The sequence below is a fragment of the Zoogloea sp. 1C4 genome (assembly GCF_009469605.1).
GTDB classification, from domain to species: domain Bacteria; phylum Pseudomonadota; class Gammaproteobacteria; order Burkholderiales; family Rhodocyclaceae; genus Zoogloea; species Zoogloea oryzae.
This window is the reverse complement of the sequence record NZ_SSXU01000067.1, coordinates 1-2,338: the sequence shown is the minus strand read 5'-3', so window position 1 is coordinate 2,338 and position 2,338 is coordinate 1. Positions and strand designations below refer to the sequence as shown.

3 protein-coding genes and 1 tRNA gene are annotated in these 2,338 nt (G+C 31.3%); all 4 read right to left on the bottom strand.

Annotated features, from left to right (window positions below; all coding sequences use genetic code 11):
* Positions 1 to 449: hypothetical protein (locus GH681_RS22725; protein WP_228112042.1), on the bottom strand; the 449-nt coding region annotated here is incomplete at its 3' end.
* A gap of 15 nt (positions 450 to 464) precedes the next feature.
* A tRNA-OTHER gene (locus GH681_RS22720) sits at positions 465 to 582 on the bottom strand.
* A 46-nt stretch (positions 583 to 628) separates the two neighbouring features.
* Entirely contained in the window at positions 629 to 1,348 is a 720-nt protein-coding gene (locus tag GH681_RS22715) for a hypothetical protein (RefSeq protein WP_153163776.1), read from the bottom strand.
* A gap of 98 nt (positions 1,349 to 1,446) precedes the next feature.
* Positions 1,447 to 1,941 carry a hypothetical protein gene (locus tag GH681_RS22710; RefSeq protein ID WP_153163775.1) on the bottom strand — a complete coding sequence of 165 codons (495 nt, stop codon included), beginning with the start codon at positions 1,939 to 1,941 and terminating at the stop codon, positions 1,447 to 1,449.
* Positions 1,942 to 2,338: the final 397 nt, after the last annotated feature.

The window sequence follows — 2,338 nt, the reverse complement described above, 5'->3', positions numbered from 1 at the left end:
AACATAGTAAGTATATCAAATGAATCATACCATACTTGATATTTCCATTTTTTCCATGCTTCTATGTTGTCATCTGCTTGAGATGTAGTTATAGTTCTACTTAAGTTAAAAATACTATCACATATCCTTAGATATGGTTTATTTTTAAGTATATCATAATAATCTATTATATAGTTAATAATAGGATTATCATAATGTAAATTATTATATCCTGCAAAGATTTTATTTGAATCAATTTGAGTTTCAGTAGTATAGAGATCTCCAAATTTTAATGGTGCATTAATATTTGGTACACGAAAGAAATCAACTAATTCTGATAATTGATTTTTTCTGCTTGATATCTCAAACTTATGAAACTTCCCTGATTCAGTATTCTTTGCTGTGCAATGAAATACATTTGGGAAAACTTCAATATCATAGACATATACTGTTTTTCCTCTTATCTTCATAGCGTATAAATTTAGTGGAGTGTATGGGAATCGAACCCATGATGCCGATTGGTTGCAGCACTATAAATAGTGTATTAGAGTCTCTCTAATATTCCTCCCTGTACCCTGCGCTTGCCTACTAGCTGAACACCCCTTGAGGCAGGATTCTTTATAGACTATCCTGCTAAAAGTCTGTCGCTCTACGCTGCTTGCTTTATCTCTGGCAAATGTTTAGCAAAGCATTTCTTTTCTAAAGTTGCTCTATCTACTATCGTAATAGACTCGTAGTTACTATATTTATCGGATAACTTTGTATTCAATTTAGTAACTACTTCAGTAAGTTGTTCAATAGGTAGATTAGAGTAGCTTGTCTTAAACTCTTTATCGTCTGTAGTAGCTATAACTACTTTATACGGTCTTTGTTCTAAATACTGTAGCTTCTTAGACATCTTGAACTCTGCAAGTTGTTTAGCTACTTTCTTAATTTTCTCTTCATGAGCGGCTTTATAAGCTTGTTGTTTAGCAATACGTTCTGCTTTATTGCTACCATATAGATTCTGTACCAGTTCTTTATGGTAACCAGAATAAGGACGTTCTTCTAATAACTGTTTTTTATCCTTCTTATCAGACACCTGTATAGGTTTCTTAGGAATACTAGCTATACCTTTTTTAGCTTCATGATACTCCTTTCGTGCATTAGTAGCTTCAGGAGTCCACTTATAAGTATATACTTCTCTACTTACTATCTTATCATGACGACGAGTAGTTACAAATTCCTTTGTCATAGGCTTAATATTTTCTGACAAAGATATCCCTTTACTACACATAGTTTTATAATCTGAGGACTTAGTTAATCCATAACGTTTCTGTAAGTTTTGCTGGTATTTAGCATTTTTCTTATTTCTAGTTTCTTGATTCATAACAATTGATTTTAATAGTTAAAAACTAAAGGAAGCTAAATAGGTTAATATTTTAAGATTTCCCGTACGTACTCTCCCTATCGCTTCCTTGTTATATTTTAAGCAGCTAAGCACATTGGAGCAGCAGAATCATCAAATTCTGTTTCTTCATTGAACTTAGTAAGTTTCTCTTTTAATTTCAGAATCTCTAAATCGAGTTCTTTTATTCGTGCTTTAACCCAGTTTGAAGTTAAAACTTCAGTCTTATTCAGAGCTTTTTTACCTTTCTTAGACTTAAGAACAGGGTTCAAAGTTCGTATACGACTTAGATGTACTTTCATTTCTTGCAATTCACATAGCTTAAATACATCCAATTGATTACAATCAGCTGGCAAATCACTAAATTTCTTTATACCCATGTTGATACATAGTATCTTTAATTTAACAATTACTCGATCATCTGTAAGACCTTTAATTGTATTATAAAGTTCTTTCAAATCGTAAGTACGCTGATAATTACGATTTACTACATTCTCAATAGAAATAATATTCCAATACTTAGTAATATCTGCTGATAGTTTATCACGCTGTTCAATAAATTTATTTGCTTTCATATATACTTGATTTTAATAATTTGACAATTAGTTAATTACATAGTATATTAGAAAGTCTACCTGTGTAGTTAATAGACCGATCAAAGTCTAATAACTTAAAATATCAGCTATCTTCACAGACCGCTGATATGAATAACAATAAAATTAAGAAATAAGACAGACAAGATCAAAGAGTTAGCGCCTCTGTCACATCTCGATACGGCATCCGATTCTTCTTCTCTCGGCTTTCCAACACTTAGTTACCTTAGTAACATTATCAGAGGCAAGTAAGTAAGAGTATATACGAACCCAACCAAATGTATATACTCTTACTGATTTTATGTTGATTTTCAATTATTTTCTACTCAATACGAACCCAACCAAATGTATATATTCGATTATAAATCTCCTTCAACAT